Origin of the sequence: Vibrio sp. Vb0598 (assembly GCF_033338935.1) — a bacterium.
In the GTDB taxonomy this organism is placed as follows: domain Bacteria; phylum Pseudomonadota; class Gammaproteobacteria; order Enterobacterales; family Vibrionaceae; genus Vibrio; species Vibrio alginolyticus.
In genome coordinates, this window is the sequence record NZ_JAWOTP010000001.1 from 131,001 (window position 1) to 145,365 (window position 14,365).

The window sequence follows — 14,365 nt, forward strand, 5'->3', positions numbered from 1 at the left end:
AAAAATGCATTCAGCATTATGGGTAAGTAAGACAGGCATGGCAGCGCAAGACACGAAGATGACTGCCATTTCTAACAACCTAGCAAACGTAAACACGGTTGGCTTTAAGCGTGACCGAGTCGTATTTGAAGATCTTTTCTACAGCATTCAGCGTCAACCAGGCGCACAAGTAGACCAAGTTAACGAACTACCAAGTGGTATTCAGCTAGGTAGCGGTGTTCGCGTTGTTGGCACACAAAAAGTGTTCACGCAAGGTAATACCCAAAACACAACGCAAGAGTTGGATCTTGCTGTAATGGGTCAGGGTTTCTTCCAAATAGAAAACTCGGACGGACAGATCATGTATACACGTAATGGTCAGTTCCATCGAAACTCAGAAGGCTTAATGGTGAACAGTCAGGGCCTGCCTTTAGAGCCTCAAATCCAGATCCCTGACAATGCGGTCTCTTTCTCTGTGGGTGTTGATGGCACAGTGACTACAACAACAGCAGACGATCCAACACCTCAGCAGCTTGGTCAAATTACACTTGCAAAATTCATCAATCCAGCCGGCTTAGAGGCCATGGGTGGCAACTTATTCCGTGAAACGGAAGCCAGCGGTCCAGCTGATGAGCTGATTGCAGGAGCTGATGGCGCCGGCATTATCAAGCAAGGTGCACTGGAAGGGTCAAACGTACAAGTAGTAGAAGAGATGGTCGACATGATCACCACTCAACGTGCGTATGAGATGAATGCGAAAGTGGTCTCTGCTGCAGATGACATGCTGAAGTTTGTTTCGCAATCAATGTAAGTATGAAATTGGTGATGATGAAGGAAAAAGCAATGAAATGGCTTTCTAAGAGTTGGGCAGTAGCCGCCGTGTTGCTGGTGGGATGTGCTGGCCGTCAGGAATTTATTCCGCCTGAGCCGAATGCTGAGGAATATGCACCACCAACGCTCGATTACACGCTGCCGGAAACCCAATCTGGTAGCCTTTATCGTCACCAATACACGATGACTCTGTTCCAGGATCGTCGTGCTTACCGAGTTGGCGATGTATTAACGGTTCAATTATCAGAAGAAACCTCATCGAGTAAAAATGCGGGTACTAAGTTCGGTAAAAGTTCAGCAATTAACTTTGTGGCGCCGACCATAGGCACGAAAACTATCGATGAGTTAGGGGTTAGCGTGGATGGCAAACGTAACTTCGATGGCAGTGCATCAAGTTCACAAGGCAACAAGCTTCAAGGTGCCATTACGGTAACGGTACACGAAGTATTACCTAATGGCGTATTGCGTATCAGCGGTGAAAAATGGCTTCGTCTGAATCAAGGCGACGAGTTTATTCGTCTAACCGGTATCGTCCGTGTGGATGATATTAACCGCAGTAACCAAGTTTCTTCTCAACGAATTGCTGATGCAAGAATTACCTACGCAGGTCGCGGAGCGCTAGCTGACAGCAACGCAGCCGGGTGGCTAACTCAGTTCTTCAACAGCCCATGGGTACCTTTCTAATGAAGACAATGCAATCTTTCTTTATGTCTCTCCTATTGGTGTTGACCTTGGGACTACCAGGCACTTCACGTGCTGAAGCGGAAATTCCGATCATGGACTTGGTCGATGTTCGCGGCATTCGAGAAAACCAACTGGTTGGTTATGGTTTGGTAGTTGGCTTAGCCGGCCAAGGTGACCGAAACCAAGTGAAATTTACCTCTCAATCTATTACCAACATGCTACGTCAGTTTGGGGTTCAAATTGATGACAGTATGAACCCTAAGCTACGAAATGTGGCTTCTGTGAGTGTGACAGCGTCCGTTGACCCAATGGCAGGCCCAGGACAAACGTTGGATGTGGTTGTGTCTTCAATCGGTGATGCAAAGAGCCTTCGCGGTGGTACGTTATTGCTAACGCCTTTACGTGGTATTGATGGCGAAGTGTACGCGATTGCGCAAGGTAACGTGGTTGTGGGCGGCTTATCTGCAGAGGGGCGAAGTGGCTCCAAAGTAGAAGTGAACACACCAACGGCGGGTCGCGTTCCGAATGGTGCGACTTTAGAGAGAGAAATCAAAACCGATTTCAACCAACGTGATGAAATCACCCTAAACCTGCGCAAGCCTAGCTTCACTACAGCAAAAAATATTGCGCGTGAAATTAACAACACTTTTGGACCTAACGTTGCAGTTGCGATCAATAAAGCGCGCATTGATATGCGTGCACCAAAAGATACACAGCAGCGTGTCGTCATGATGTCGATGCTTGAAGAAATGAGCGTCGTTGAAGGCCGTAAACCTGCTCGTATTGTCTTTAACTCTCGCACTGGCACCGTAGTGATCGGTAAGAGTGTCAAAGTGAGTGAAGCAGCAGTAAGTCACGGTAACTTGACCGTGCGAATTTCTGAATCACAACAAGTTAGTCAGCCTAATGCGTTTGCAAATGGCGATACGAAAGTCGTTAACCAAACGGACCTTGATGTGAATGAAGATCTCGCTCAGATGGTGATTTGGCCTCCAGGCACGGAACTTAACACCATAGTTAATGCGGTAAATAGTTTAGGTGCCACGCCTACAGACTTGATGTCTATCCTGCAAGCTTTGAGTGAAGCGGGTGCATTGAACGCTGAATTGGTCGTGATATAAGGAGTTAAGGATGAAGCTAGACAGTACCAATGAACAAACTCAGTTAAATTCGATGCTTTATCACGACAATAGTGCATTGGCTAACATCAAGCATAGTCGTGATCAAGAAGGCGCACTTGAAGTCGTCGCAGGTCAATTTGAGGCAATGTTCCTACAAATGGTGTTACGCCAAATGCGCAGCAGTAGTGATGCTCTTGCTGATAAAGACAGCCCGTTCGCCAGTCAGCAACAAGGGGTATTCCGTGATATGTATGACGGTCAGCTGGCGATGGAACTAGCAAAGAAACAGAGCTCAGGCATTGCCAATATGCTCATCCAGCAGCTGAGCCCGTCTATGCGTGAGGTTGCTTTCGATGCTGCGCGCAACATCTCATCCGCTAACGATGGTAAAGGTTCGAATTCTGAATCTAACTCACAAGTAGATTCTAAAGAGGTTGAGAAGAATTCAAGCCTATTTAATACCGCTTCTCAAGCCGTCGCCTCTGTTAAACAGGTATTCGGTGAGGCCGGTATGACTACCGCGTTTTCTCAGCCGTTGATCAGAAAAATGGAGCTGTAAATGAACCTAGTTAATATTGCCCTTTCAGGTTTAGGCGCGAACCGTGTGGCCCTAGACGTAACCGCGCAAAACGTGGCAAACGTGAATACCGTGGGTTACAGTCGTCAACAAGCGTTGATGGCGTCTGTCGATGATGGTAAAGCCAATCGCTTAAGTCCAGGTTTAGGGGTAGAAGTCACTAGCATTCGCCGCGTTACTGATCAATTTCTGATTAAGCAAACGTGGTCGACTAACAGTATGGCGGCATACGCATCTGGATACACCAGTAACATGAGTCAGCTGGAGAATACGCTTGGTGCCGATGGTTTCAGTATATCGGCTGGCTTGGACTCGCTAAACGCTGCGCTTAACGATGCGACTGTTAAGCCGGAATCCATACCTTACCGCCAGCAGATCATTAACGAATCTGAAGCTTTGGCCCGCCGTTTTAATACGCTTACCGAGTCTTTATACAATCAACATAAAGACATGAGCGACCAACGTAATGCGGCGCTTAACCACGCGAATAGCCTTATGGAAAATATCGCGAAGGTGAACAAGCAACTGGTAGAGATGCAAGGTACAGGTGGTAACCCATCACAGTTAATGGATGAACGAGATAGGTTAATCGGTGAGTTATCTCAAACCATTGAAATCAAAACAACACAGCAGCATGACGGCAGTGTTCAGGTCACACTAACCTCTGGTCAACCGCTTGTGATGGGTACGGACCATGGCAAACTGGAAGCCATTCCTGACCCGAGTGATCCTTACTTGGCGGACTTACACGTCACGTTCTCGAATCAAAGTTTTGCGATTGGTGACTCGCTTGGTGGCAAATTAGGTGCGATTAATGACTATCAAACCGAAGTGTTGAAACCAAACCAATTGGCTCTGAATGACATGGCGAAAGCTCTCGCGGATGAATACAACGCCGTGCTTGCAACTGGCAAAGACTTAAATGGCAACCCAGGTAAACCTTTGTTCAGCTATGACCCAGCAAACCCTGCAGCCAGTTTGGATATTACCAAGCTAACTCCAGATGAGCTTGCGTTCTCAAGTGATGGAACACCTGGTAACGCAGATGCGTTGCAATCATTGATCGAGTTAAGCAACAAGCCAGTGGCGGTATCAGGTTACGGTTCAGTAAGCTTGAACGATGCCTTTAGTTCAATGGTGGGTCAAACCGCAATTAAAGCACGCCAAGCTAATGCTGATTATCAAGCGAAGTTAGCCATGAACAAGCAAGCGCACGCAGCTCGCGATAATGTTAGTTCCGTAAACAGCGATGAAGAAGCGGCTAACCTAATGATGTTTGCTAATGCGCACAATGCCAACATGAAAGTGATCAGCACAGCAAATCAACTGCTCGATTCTATTCTGCAGTTATTCTAAGAGGAAAGTTTAGATGCGAATTAGTGACAATCAATTTAGTCAAATGATGTTGCACAGCTTGCAGAGCAATAGCGCGGGATTAGGCGAAGCTCTGCAACAGATGTCTACTGGCAAGCGCTTAACCAAGCTGTCTGATGATCCAATGGCTTCGATCAAGTTGCTTAACTTAGACCGAGAAACCAGTGCGATTGCTCAGTACAAAAACAACATTGAAAACGTAAAAACGACGCTATCGAGTCAAGAAACCCATTTAGATTCGATCAAAGAAAGCTTAAAAAGCATGCGAGACATCGCGCTTTGGGGTGCGAACGGCTCTCTTACTGACGAAAGTCGTGGCGGTATGATTACAGAGCTTAAGAGTTACCGTGACTCTATTGAGTCGTCTTTTAACGCGCAGGATGAAGAAGGGCACTACCTTTTCTCTGGTACTAAAACGGATACTGCGGCTGTAAGTAAAGCGAGCGGCAGCTACGTAATTGAAGGTAATAGTGACAAGCGCGTAGTAACAATTGCTAAAGGTGTCACGATGGATTCCAATATGACTGCAAAAGAAATATTGGACCTTGGGGGAGGCCATAACGTGCTTAACCAAATTGATGCGCTGATCAAAGAGTTTGAGAGCCCTACCGCCAACTTCAGAGCTGAAGTTGAGGCGAGTATCAGCGCTATCGACGATACTTTTTCAAACGTACTAGGGACCATGACTGAGATTGGTGGTCGACACAACAACTTAGATCTTGTTGGTGGCGCGCACAGTGAAAACAAGCTGTTCGTTGACAAAGTATCTGGAGACCTCTCTGCTCTGGACTATGGTGAAGCGTCGGTACGATTGAGTAATTACATGGCCGCTTTGCAAGCAACGCAAGCAAGCTATGTGAAGATCGATGGTTTGTCGCTGTTTGACCGTTTATAAGGTTAGGAAGTTCTTTTTATGGTAATGAGTACAGTAGAGGTTAGACCCCATAGCATACGCTTAGGTGGACAAGAACAAGCCTCTATCATGCCGACCCGTTCTGCAGACTCAAGTACGGCAATTAAACCGCGCCCGGCGCAAATTCAGGCTGACACTGCGTCAGCCTACTCTGTATCTGGTATTCAGCTTACGCAGGGTCAGCAGCAAGCCACGGCGGTTCAGATCGCGTCCAAATCGCTGCAGGTGATTGGCAAAGAGCTCACGCAAATTAAACGTGGTTTGACGCAAGCTATTAATCAAGGCGTACAAAATGTTCCTGGTTTGCAGGATACATTGGTTCGCTCTAAAGCCACCATCCAAAAAGTCGTTGAGCAAGCACGTTTCGATGGCCAGAAAGTCCTAAATAACGAACTGCACTTAAAACTGGATAAAGCGGATATTCGTCGCTTTTCTATTCCAGGTTTGAATGTTCATCGCTTAAGCGACAAGGCCGAGCAAATCCGTTTGGATTTTCCTCAAGGTCAAGCGGTGATGATTCAGTTTGATGGACAATCAGACGGTGAGCGAACGGTCAAAATGCTGGATCGCAGCTTGATTGCGTTAGGAATGCGAGCCTCATTAGCCGATGATGGCAGCATTTTATTTGAAGCCAGAGACAACGCTTATCAACAAATGCAGCAAAAGGTGATGGTAACGGGGGAAGGGCACCGATTCCCTGCGGGACAGCCTAACGTTTTGAACTTAAAGTCTGAGCCAGATGGTATTGCGGAGCTCGGGTTTGATCTAGGCTCACGCGACGGCATCAAGCAGACGATTGCCAAAGTAAATCAGCATCTGAAACAAGTTCAAACGAGCTTGCAGGAAGCGAAAGCTTTTCATGGTGAACTGAATACTCAAATGCGTTCTATCCAAACCAAAACCGCACAGCTTTCAGTCAATGAGGTGAATGCAAAACTGGATGGATTCATGCAAAAGTCTGGCGAGTTTACTTCGACTTTTCAGGCATTGAATGCGCAAGCAAACGTGCGTCGTCATACTGTGGTCGCTTTACTGAAGTAACGAACACTCCAATGATTCCCGGCTTTACACTGTTATCGTCCCCCAATAACGAAAACAGCGCACTGTCGGGAATCTCTCTTCGACTCGTCTAGGGCTCGAGTGCTTTTGCCACCGAACGATTCAATTTCTGGAATAGCCATCCAAGTGCTATCAAAGACGCACCTAAGCCTAAGAAGCTTATCGCTCGCCAGAACCCATCCAGAGAGCTCACATCCCATAAGAATACTTTCAGTGCGACACCGGCAAGGACCACTAGACCGACACGCTGCATCATCAGCCCCTGTTGGGTCACGCCGCGCCAAGTCAGCAATCCACCTACGAGCAAGCCAGCCACTGAATAACTGAACAACTCTGCCATGCTGGTTGGCTGATACAGCATCATCGATGTGGTTTGCCAGAATTGACGGATAGACATCCCCAACCAAATGGCTGCAAGTAAAAAGCCTAGACTAGCAATCGCAAATCGATGAACTTGCAACGTATTCCAGCGCTTAAACGTTGCGATAAGCAGGATGCAAGCTGGTAACAGCCAGCCGATACTCAGCATGTTAAAGATGGGAAGTGCTTGTGCCGAGACGTTATCAGTCACCAACGGCGATTCTGCCGTATTAAGCAAAATAATCAATATAGCGAACGCGCACCAAAGCAAGTAACTATAGATTTCGTAGATACGGCTTAAGCGTTGCGCAAATTGGCTGCGGTAGCTGTATACCAAACCCATAACTAATGCTTGATTGGCAAAGACTGCCGCACTTGTGAAGTCGATGTGCCCCAAGTAACCATATTGCCCCGTTAACCAGTAGTTAGTTTGGGTGAACAATGCCATTAAGAATACATGTAAAAACGCCCCTTCAAACCAGTTGGTCAGTTCTCGGTCCACTTGTTTTAGTGTTGAACGAGCATAAGACAAGATGAAGAGAGAAGGCATATAACTCACAAGAACCCAAGCCCAATGCCCGGCTTCTACCGGTTGCCATTCGGGTATGAAAGGTAGCAGCGTGAGTCGGATAACCAGTATTCCCATTGCCACTTTAATCGCCCAACTCGCAGGTCGAAATAACCCGACTTGAGCCTGTAAGGCCATTATCGCAACTTGTATTGAGATTGCTGTTGTTAACCAAGTATCGCTCAACCAAACAAAAGCGATACCTACGATTAAAGCATGCATAACGGCAGAGCATTCTAATGCCAACGAACGTGCACGCTGACCAAGCACAACATAGTAAGTGGCCATCAATGCGCAGAAGGTAGTCCAATACCACAGGTAGCCTTGCATAAATTCGTCAACATAAAGCAACGTAATTAAGCTCATCGCGGGAGCCAGTACCAGCAGAAGCAGCCCACTGAGTTGCGAACGGTCACTAAGTGATTGGCAATATGTTCGATAGCCGATCAGTGCAATACTCACCGCCAATGCGAATAGAATGCTAGCTTCTCGCTCTAACATATACAGCGCATCAAAAGCGATGGTAAGAACAATCAGCGCGGTTGCTGAGACGAGAATAGATGGCAAAAATACACGTAATGACCAGCCTGTACGAAGTGCTGGTAGCCAGATGATCGCAACAAGCAGCGTATAACAGTACGCCATTTGTAGAGTGTTCAGCTCCGGCATTCTGGTGACGGCAGAAAAGGTCAATAAAGCAGTTGCGAGAGCGGTAGCGGTCGGCGAGTTTGTCCACTTGCTTTGATAGTGACGAAAGCGAGGATTGAGCATCCAACCCATTCTCGGAACCGCGAAAATGAGATACAAAGTGATGGAGAGATAAATCGCGAGCCACGAGAACAACCGTTCTGTTGGTACACTCTCAATCAACAGCAACATCCAAATGACATGTGGAATCGCGATACTTGGCGTAATCCATGCCCTACGCACTTTTTGCATCAATAAGGTCGCCGCGAACGAAATCGCGCAGATGTATCCGGCTAACAAAAAGTAGTTGGGTTCATTACCTCCAATCCATAGTGGTGCTGTGTAGCCACCAATTAAGCCAAGCACGGCCATTAACGGCCCTTGTCGCAATGATAATGCTAAACTGAAAAATGCCGCTGAAGCCAAAATGATCAACGAGATACTCGGCGTTAGCATTTGATAAACCACAAAGGCAAAAATGACGGTGCAGTAAATGCCCGTTAATCCCGTACCGGTAACAGCAGCAGGAACATACGTAAAGCCTTGGGCTCGTGCTGCCCGTTGCGGATTCTGTTGTTCTTTACGGTGAAACCACTCGCCAACAAGCACCATAAGTAATGAGATCACAAAGGCAAAGGACACTCGCATAAATGGCGAAAACTGGATGTGACTACCAATCACCTGTACGAGATAACCTCCACCGATCAGCATGGCCAATGCGCCTACCCAAACCAACCAATTTTCTTGAATGTTGCTAAGCAGGCTCTGAACTTTACTCTGAAGGAATGACTCATTTTCTTGACTAAAAACATCCAGTTGCACTTCTCTTGTCTGGGCGTACCCTTGATTCGCAGCGCTCTGGTCCAAGTCTAGGTTGGCAGCTGGATCATGTTCCCCAGAGGATGAGACATTTTTCTGTGGTGATTCTATGTGAGGTGACGTCGCTACAGATGGTGTGTCTTTTTCGATGCTGGATTGTTGGTGCGCTTGTTGGTTTGTGCCCCCATGGACACTGGCTCGTAGTGATGTGACTTCCTCACGAAGTTTGGTTAGTTCTTTTTCTAAAAGTGCAGCTCGGTTGGCGGCTTTCACTCCGATGAGGATGGCGAGACACGCCATGAACAGTGCTAGTATTACGTACAATCCATTTCTCCTTGCGTACGTCGCGTGACCCACGATTCTTAACTTTGAGCACTTACGCTAAAGCTTAGTTCATGCTCTATGCCTTAGCCTCATATAGTGCTAGGTTCCGCGCTTTCTTCAGAAATCATTCTACATAATGAAACTCAATGCGTAATGATGAATTCGACAAAGTCGCACACTTGTGTGCCACTTTAAGACCTGATGAACAAAAATGAGTCGTTAAGTCATTGGGGGTCAACTATATTCATAGTTCTGATGCGATCGCCAAAGGACTTCAAACATGTGCGTTTCGTAGCGATGTCATCGAAGGTCAGTCGTTTGATTTGCACGTTCGGTTGTTTCTATTTGACCGTAAGGCTGAATGTATTCGGGTATAGCGCATTCACGCGAAAAAAGACAAAAACAGGTAATTATTGATGCAAGTGGGTAATGAAGCGCTGGTGCTGTCAGCGGTTGGGGTTATTGGTTTAGGTTGCCAATGGTTAGCTTGGCGATTGCGTTTGCCAGCGATTTTATTTTTGTTGTTGGCAGGGCTGATCGTCGGGCCATTTATGCAGTGGTTAAATCCTGATGAGATATTAGGTTATTTGCTCTTTCCGTTGGTCTCTTTGGCGGTGGCAGTGATTTTATTTGAAGGCAGTTTGACCTTAAATTTTAAAGAAATTCGTGGCGTGAGTGGTTCGGTATGGAGCATTGTTTCCATCGGGGCGATCATTTCGTGGGCGGCGACCAGTATCGCAACACACTATTTCCTCGGCTTTACTTGGGAGCTTGCCATGTTGTTCGGCAGCTTAACCGTAGTAACAGGGCCGACGGTCATCGTGCCACTTCTACGAACCGTAAGACCTAACAGTACGCTTGCTAACATTTTGCGATGGGAAGGGATTTTGATTGACCCGCTCGGTGCGCTTTTTGTTGTGATGGTTTACGAGTTTATCGTATCTCACAGCGCGATAAATAGCGTCGAAGTGTTTGGGACGATCATTGCTGTCGGTGTCATGCTAGGTGCGGCCTCAGGCTATGCAGTTGCGACGATCATGCGTCGCTCTTGGCTACCGGAATATTTGCAGCCATTTGCGGTTTTGATGGTGGTTCTAGGTGTATTTTCGGTCTCTAACCACATTGAGTCTGAAGCTGGGTTACTAACCGTCACCGTAATGGGTATGTGGCTCGCAAACGCTAAAGACATCAATATTCAGCAAATTCTGCACTTTAAAGAGCATTTAACCATTTTACTGATCACCGGATTGTTCATCTTCCTTGCGGCTCGAATCAGTCTGGATGATTTTGCTGCGCTAGGTAGCGGTGCGTTATTGTTGTTTGTATTTATGCAGTTAGTGTCGCGTCCGTTATCGATTTTTCTTTCAACCTTCCGCAGCAACTTGCGTCTTAAAGATAAGCTGTTTTTGTCTTGGGTTGCACCGCGCGGTATTGTTGCTGCTTCGATTTCGTCTCTTTTCGCGATCAAATTGACCGAATACGGCATTGATGAAGCGATTTTACTGGTCCCTATGACCTTCATGGTGATTATAGGAACGGTCGTGTTACAAAGTGCGACGGCACGTCCTGTAGCGCTGACGTTGGGCGTTGCAGAGCCAGCACCACGCGGCTTCTTGTTGATTGGTGCTAACCGAGTAGCAAGAGAAATAGGGCAGGCGCTGGCGCGTTATGACCGCCGCGTATTAATGACTGACTCAAACTGGGAGTACATCAGTCAGGTTCGTATGTTGGGATTGGATTACTATTACGGCAACCCTATTTCTAGTCACGCGGACGACAACTTGAACTTGATAGGAGTTGGACAAGTGGTTGCATTAACGCCCGATCAGCATTTCAACATTATGGCTTGCATGCAATTCGTCGACGAGTTTGGGGAAGATAAAGTTCACTGCTTACAAAAAGTGAAAACCAACGGCAATGGCAGCGAGAAGCACTCCGTGGCTCAGGAGTACCATGGTAAATTGCTGATGGGCGGCAATGTAAGCTATACCCAGCTAGCCAGTATGTTAAGTCGTGGTGCAGAGGTTAAACACACGAAATTGAGCGATAACTTCACGTATCAAGATTATTTAGCGCATCACAAAGGTAGTTCAGTTGTACCGCTGTTCCATGTAGAAGAAAAAGGAAAAATTCAATTCTGTGATGATCCCGAACAGTTTGAACCAACGACGACAAGCACTGTTGTGTCGCTAATTCTGTCGGACAGCGTAAAGTAAACTACAGAGCAATGTGATCCATTTTCATCATGGGTATCGTACGCTGATTATCTCAATTTGAAGAGAAACTTGCCGGCTTGTTTAAAACGGAAAGCGAGTTTCTTTTCTTATAATGTCAGGGGCAGTCGAGATTCATTACTCGTTTCGGAAAAGTAATCCGGCAAATTCACAAAATTCGCATTGACGTTACTGATAAGGATCGCAATACTGCGCGACTGTTTTACTTTAGGGTGACATTATGGCTCCGCAAACTAACCGAAAAGATTTACACCTAGATGCTGTTTTACATCATGATATGAGCATGAAGCATAAAACGGCGGGTTTTGAGTCTGTCGAGTTTGAACACTGTGCGCTGCCAGAATGTGACTTTCACGCGATCGATTTATCGACAGAGTTTCTTGGTCATCAATTAGCGCTACCGTTTTTGATTAGCTCGATGACTGGCGGAGCAAAAGACGCAGAAACGATCAATTGTCGTCTAGCTGAAGCAGCAAGTGAATTAGGTATTGCCATGGGTGTGGGCTCGCAACGGATTAGCTTAGAAGAAAGTCAGCATTCGGGCTTGGGTAAAACCATTCGTGAGTTGGCGAAAGAAGTACCATTGTATTCCAATCTTGGAGCCGCTCAATTGCTCGATAAAGGTAAACTCGATAATGCGCAACGTGCGGTTGAGGCGATTCAAGCCGATGCCTTGTTTGTGCACGTTAATCCAATGCAGGAAGCGTTTCAGAAAAATGGCGACCACAATTGGGTTGGTGTTTTCCAGGCAATTGAGATGCTTAAATCTCGCGTGAAGGTTCCTATCATTATCAAAGAAGTCGGTTTTGGTATTAGCGGACACGTTGCGCAGCGATTAATTGATGCTGGTGTGGATGCAATTGACGTTGCGGGCGCGGGTGGCACAAGCTGGAGTGCGGTTGAAGGGTATTGCCAAGATAATCCGAAAATGCAGCGTGCAGCCGAGCTTTTCCGCGATTGGGGTGTCCCTACAGCAACATGTTTGGCTCAAATCCGCGCACTGCGTCCTACATTACCCTTGATCGCCTCGGGAGGTGTTCATAACGGACTTGAAGCGGCGAAAGCCATTCATTTGGGTGCTAATCTCATTGGGCAAGCTGGTGCGGTATTAAAAGCTGCGACGATCAGCACGCAGTCTGTCGTCGATCACTTTGAACAAATGGCATTAGAGCTGCGTTTAGCGTGCTTTGGTACTGGCTCTTTTAAGGTTGGTGAGCTAACAAAAGCGCGCTGCCTATAGCTTTTAGAATGGCGCGCTTTACACAGAGTCGCTCAATAATTTTTCGGTGTCTTAACACGTAGACTGATAATTTCGTTATAGTTGATACAAAAGTCACTTCAGCTAGTGACGCCTTTATTCAGACACTTGAATGGGCATGTGTTGAAGAGATTGAGTTTAATTTTACTATTGTTTGCAACTGGAACCTTAAATTTATGAAAAAACTAGTCATGCTGATGTTGGCGGCTTCTGCTTTGACCGCTTGTAGTGATGAAGTGGGCACTGAAGGCTGGTGTAACGACATGCGCGATAAGCCAAAAACAGAATGGACAGCAGACAACGCGGTAGACTTTGCAAAGCATTGTGTTCTGCAAGATGGTGTCGGCAGCGAGCAATGGTGTGAAAACCTGAAAGATAAGCCGAAAGGTGACTGGACTGCAAACGAAGCGACCAGCTTTACTAAACACTGCATTTTTTAAGCACAGCGGAAAGCGCCTTTTCTGAGGCGACATTCTGTGAGGTAAACACCAAGCGTTATTGCTTGGTGTTTTTGTATCTAAAATAGCTCGATTTTTCACGTGTCGAGCGCACTTCCCTCTGAATGGAATGTTTTACATTTTCGTTTCATTTTTGAAAACCTGTATTGCCTGTCTTTAATTTTTCGTATTGCAGTGGCATGGTGTCGAGATAGCCATCTAATTCAATTAGATTCATAACAAAAAGGAATTCAAATGGAAGTACTAAAAGGCTCATGTCTGTGCGGCAAGGTAAAGTTGGAAGTGGCAGATGAATTTAAGTACATGGGAAATTGCCATTGCTCTGAATGCCGCAAGTTCACAGGTTCTGACTATTCATCTGCCGGTGGTATTGCGTTGGATAAACTGCTTATTATCCAAGGGAAAGAAGATATTCAAACTTATCAGAAAAGCGAAAATACCATGCTATGCTTTTGTCGCCACTGCGGATCAAGTCTGTATTCGAAAAAGAACAATGGGATCGTCAATATTCGCCTTGGTATCTTGGATGACACACCTTCTCACAAGCCTGATTTCCATATTTTTGTCGCGTCGAAAGCGCCGTGGCTCGAGATATCGGATAACCTGACTCAATTTGATGCAGGGCCAAAATAGAGTTGTTGTAGATAAGTATTTAGAAACAGAGCGCGTTACAATACGCTTGCGACGCGCTCTGTGCTTTTACTTTGTATATTAGAATGGAGACGACTATTTGGCGTCTTGTAGTTCTTCAAAGCCACCTGCATTGTGCAGATTCGTAAAGCCTTGCGATTGTAAGTATTGATACGCTTTGCCAGAGCGGTTACCACTGCGACAGTACAACACGATAGCTTGATCTTTATCGACGTCTTGAAAATGTTTATCAAGTTCAGATAAAGGGAAGTTGACGGCATTATCCAAATGCCCTTCAGAAAACTCTTGCGGCGTGCGCACATCGACAATCATCGCGCCCTCGTCAATCAATTGCCAACCTTGTTCAGCGCGTTCAGAAGCTGACACGTTGGGTGAGAGGAAGCCAACGCATAACGTTGCAAGAAATAGAGATACGGCCTTTTTCATTGTTTGATTATCCTTTTTAAGAGTACGTAACCACTCTAGATT

Annotated in this window: 13 protein-coding genes; 11 read left to right on the forward strand and 2 right to left on the reverse strand. The window is 46.3% G+C overall.

Annotated elements, in window-relative coordinates:
• The first annotated feature begins 4 nt into the window (after positions 1 to 4).
• The 7 genes from flgG to R7Q38_RS00650 are packed head-to-tail and all read left to right on the forward strand — an operon-like array spanning position 5 to position 6,520.
• A complete protein-coding gene (gene flgG, locus R7Q38_RS00620; protein WP_005374008.1) occupies positions 5 to 790 on the forward strand; it encodes a flagellar basal-body rod protein FlgG in 786 nt (261 codons plus the stop codon).
• Positions 791 to 822: 32 nt separating this feature from the next.
• Positions 823 to 1,494, forward strand: a complete 672-nt coding sequence (flgH, locus tag R7Q38_RS00625; protein WP_017635111.1) for a flagellar basal body L-ring protein FlgH — start codon at positions 823 to 825, stop codon at positions 1,492 to 1,494.
• Entirely contained in the window at positions 1,479 to 2,615 is a 1,137-nt protein-coding gene (locus R7Q38_RS00630; protein WP_086026720.1) for a flagellar basal body P-ring protein FlgI, read from the forward strand. The genes flgH and R7Q38_RS00630 overlap by 16 nt, the downstream gene beginning before the upstream one ends.
• A gap of 10 nt (positions 2,616 to 2,625) precedes the next feature.
• Positions 2,626 to 3,174, forward strand: a complete 549-nt coding sequence (locus tag R7Q38_RS00635) for a rod-binding protein (RefSeq protein WP_033906287.1) — start codon at positions 2,626 to 2,628, stop codon at positions 3,172 to 3,174.
• The gene (gene flgK, locus R7Q38_RS00640) at positions 3,175 to 4,548 is read left to right on the forward strand and encodes a flagellar hook-associated protein FlgK (protein WP_005374000.1); all 1,374 of its coding nucleotides are present in this window, start codon (positions 3,175 to 3,177) and stop codon (positions 4,546 to 4,548) included.
• Between the two features lie 13 nt (positions 4,549 to 4,561).
• Positions 4,562 to 5,461 carry a flagellar hook-associated protein FlgL gene (gene flgL / locus R7Q38_RS00645; RefSeq protein ID WP_005373998.1) on the forward strand — a complete coding sequence of 300 codons (900 nt, stop codon included), beginning with the start codon at positions 4,562 to 4,564 and terminating at the stop codon, positions 5,459 to 5,461.
• A gap of 18 nt (positions 5,462 to 5,479) precedes the next feature.
• On the forward strand, positions 5,480 to 6,520 hold the full coding sequence (locus tag R7Q38_RS00650) for a flagellin (RefSeq protein WP_005373996.1): 1,041 nt from the start codon (positions 5,480 to 5,482) through the stop codon (positions 6,518 to 6,520).
• A gap of 88 nt (positions 6,521 to 6,608) precedes the next feature.
• Here R7Q38_RS00650 and R7Q38_RS00655 read toward each other — a convergent pair whose 3' ends face one another.
• The gene (locus R7Q38_RS00655) at positions 6,609 to 9,272 is read right to left on the reverse strand and encodes a DUF2339 domain-containing protein (protein ID WP_411913396.1); all 2,664 of its coding nucleotides are present in this window, start codon (positions 9,270 to 9,272) and stop codon (positions 6,609 to 6,611) included.
• A gap of 440 nt (positions 9,273 to 9,712) precedes the next feature.
• Here R7Q38_RS00655 and R7Q38_RS00660 point away from each other — a divergent pair, with 440 nt between their 5' ends.
• The 4 genes from R7Q38_RS00660 to R7Q38_RS00675 all read left to right on the forward strand — a co-directional run bounded on the left by R7Q38_RS00660 (position 9,713) and on the right by R7Q38_RS00675 (position 13,879).
• Positions 9,713 to 11,512 carry a cation:proton antiporter gene (locus R7Q38_RS00660; RefSeq protein ID WP_213903197.1) on the forward strand — a complete coding sequence of 600 codons (1,800 nt, stop codon included), beginning with the start codon at positions 9,713 to 9,715 and terminating at the stop codon, positions 11,510 to 11,512.
• Between the two features lie 238 nt (positions 11,513 to 11,750).
• The gene (gene fni, locus R7Q38_RS00665) at positions 11,751 to 12,770 is read left to right on the forward strand and encodes a type 2 isopentenyl-diphosphate Delta-isomerase (RefSeq protein ID WP_239938618.1); all 1,020 of its coding nucleotides are present in this window, start codon (positions 11,751 to 11,753) and stop codon (positions 12,768 to 12,770) included.
• A 194-nt stretch (positions 12,771 to 12,964) separates the two neighbouring features.
• Positions 12,965 to 13,228 carry a DUF3012 domain-containing protein gene (locus tag R7Q38_RS00670; RefSeq protein WP_005373992.1) on the forward strand — a complete coding sequence of 88 codons (264 nt, stop codon included), beginning with the start codon at positions 12,965 to 12,967 and terminating at the stop codon, positions 13,226 to 13,228.
• Between the two features lie 252 nt (positions 13,229 to 13,480).
• Entirely contained in the window at positions 13,481 to 13,879 is a 399-nt protein-coding gene (locus tag R7Q38_RS00675; protein WP_005388696.1) for a GFA family protein, read from the forward strand.
• A gap of 93 nt (positions 13,880 to 13,972) precedes the next feature.
• Here the strand turns inward: R7Q38_RS00675 and R7Q38_RS00680 are convergent, their stop codons facing one another.
• Positions 13,973 to 14,323, reverse strand: coding sequence for a rhodanese-like domain-containing protein (locus tag R7Q38_RS00680; RefSeq protein ID WP_025768015.1), 351 nt, complete (start codon positions 14,321 to 14,323; stop codon positions 13,973 to 13,975).
• Between the last annotated feature and the right edge of the window lie 42 nt (positions 14,324 to 14,365).

Coding starts and splice junctions, on each gene's coding strand:
- flgG (WP_005374008.1), top strand. CDS start 5: ATGCATTCAGCATTATGGGTAAGTAAGACAGGCATGGCAGCGCAAGAC.
- flgH (WP_017635111.1), top strand. CDS start 823: ATGAAATGGCTTTCTAAGAGTTGGGCAGTAGCCGCCGTGTTGCTGGTG.
- R7Q38_RS00630 (WP_086026720.1), top strand. CDS start 1,479: ATGGGTACCTTTCTAATGAAGACAATGCAATCTTTCTTTATGTCTCTC.
- R7Q38_RS00635 (WP_033906287.1), top strand. CDS start 2,626: ATGAAGCTAGACAGTACCAATGAACAAACTCAGTTAAATTCGATGCTT.
- flgK (WP_005374000.1), top strand. CDS start 3,175: ATGAACCTAGTTAATATTGCCCTTTCAGGTTTAGGCGCGAACCGTGTG.
- flgL (WP_005373998.1), top strand. CDS start 4,562: ATGCGAATTAGTGACAATCAATTTAGTCAAATGATGTTGCACAGCTTG.
- R7Q38_RS00650 (WP_005373996.1), top strand. CDS start 5,480: ATGGTAATGAGTACAGTAGAGGTTAGACCCCATAGCATACGCTTAGGT.
- R7Q38_RS00655 (WP_411913396.1), bottom strand. CDS start 9,272: ATGGCGTGTCTCGCCATCCTCATCGGAGTGAAAGCCGCCAACCGAGCT.
- R7Q38_RS00660 (WP_213903197.1), top strand. CDS start 9,713: ATGCAAGTGGGTAATGAAGCGCTGGTGCTGTCAGCGGTTGGGGTTATT.
- fni (WP_239938618.1), top strand. CDS start 11,751: ATGGCTCCGCAAACTAACCGAAAAGATTTACACCTAGATGCTGTTTTA.
- R7Q38_RS00670 (WP_005373992.1), top strand. CDS start 12,965: ATGAAAAAACTAGTCATGCTGATGTTGGCGGCTTCTGCTTTGACCGCT.
- R7Q38_RS00675 (WP_005388696.1), top strand. CDS start 13,481: ATGGAAGTACTAAAAGGCTCATGTCTGTGCGGCAAGGTAAAGTTGGAA.
- R7Q38_RS00680 (WP_025768015.1), bottom strand. CDS start 14,323: ATGAAAAAGGCCGTATCTCTATTTCTTGCAACGTTATGCGTTGGCTTC.